At 68.4% G+C, this 244-nt stretch carries 1 protein-coding gene; it reads right to left on the bottom strand.

The window, feature by feature from the left end; genetic code table 11:
• Positions 1-244: acyltransferase domain-containing protein (locus VM95_RS38330; RefSeq protein ID WP_045706437.1), on the bottom strand; the 244-nt coding region annotated here is incomplete at both ends.

Genomic DNA, 244 nt, shown 5'->3' with positions numbered 1-244 from the left:
GAACAGGGTGTGGCCGTCCGCGACCGCCGATGCGACCGCCGTGTCCAGGCGGACGGTGCCGCGCAGGTTGTCGAACCAGTACGAACCCGCCAACTGCTCCGGTTCGGCGACCACTTCACCGGTGACCGTGGAGTACATCGCGACACGGCCAGCCAACGGCCTTACGCTCGCCGACAGTTCGGCGACCTCGTCGCGCACCGCGTCCATGTGGGCCGAGTGCGAGGCGTAGTCCACCGGGATCATG

The sequence above is a fragment of the Streptomyces rubellomurinus genome (assembly GCF_000961885.1).
GTDB classification, from domain to species: Bacteria; Actinomycetota; Actinomycetes; order Streptomycetales; family Streptomycetaceae; genus Kitasatospora; species Kitasatospora rubellomurina.
The sequence above is the reverse complement of the archived record's forward strand: the minus strand, read 5'-3'. Positions and strand labels throughout refer to the sequence as shown.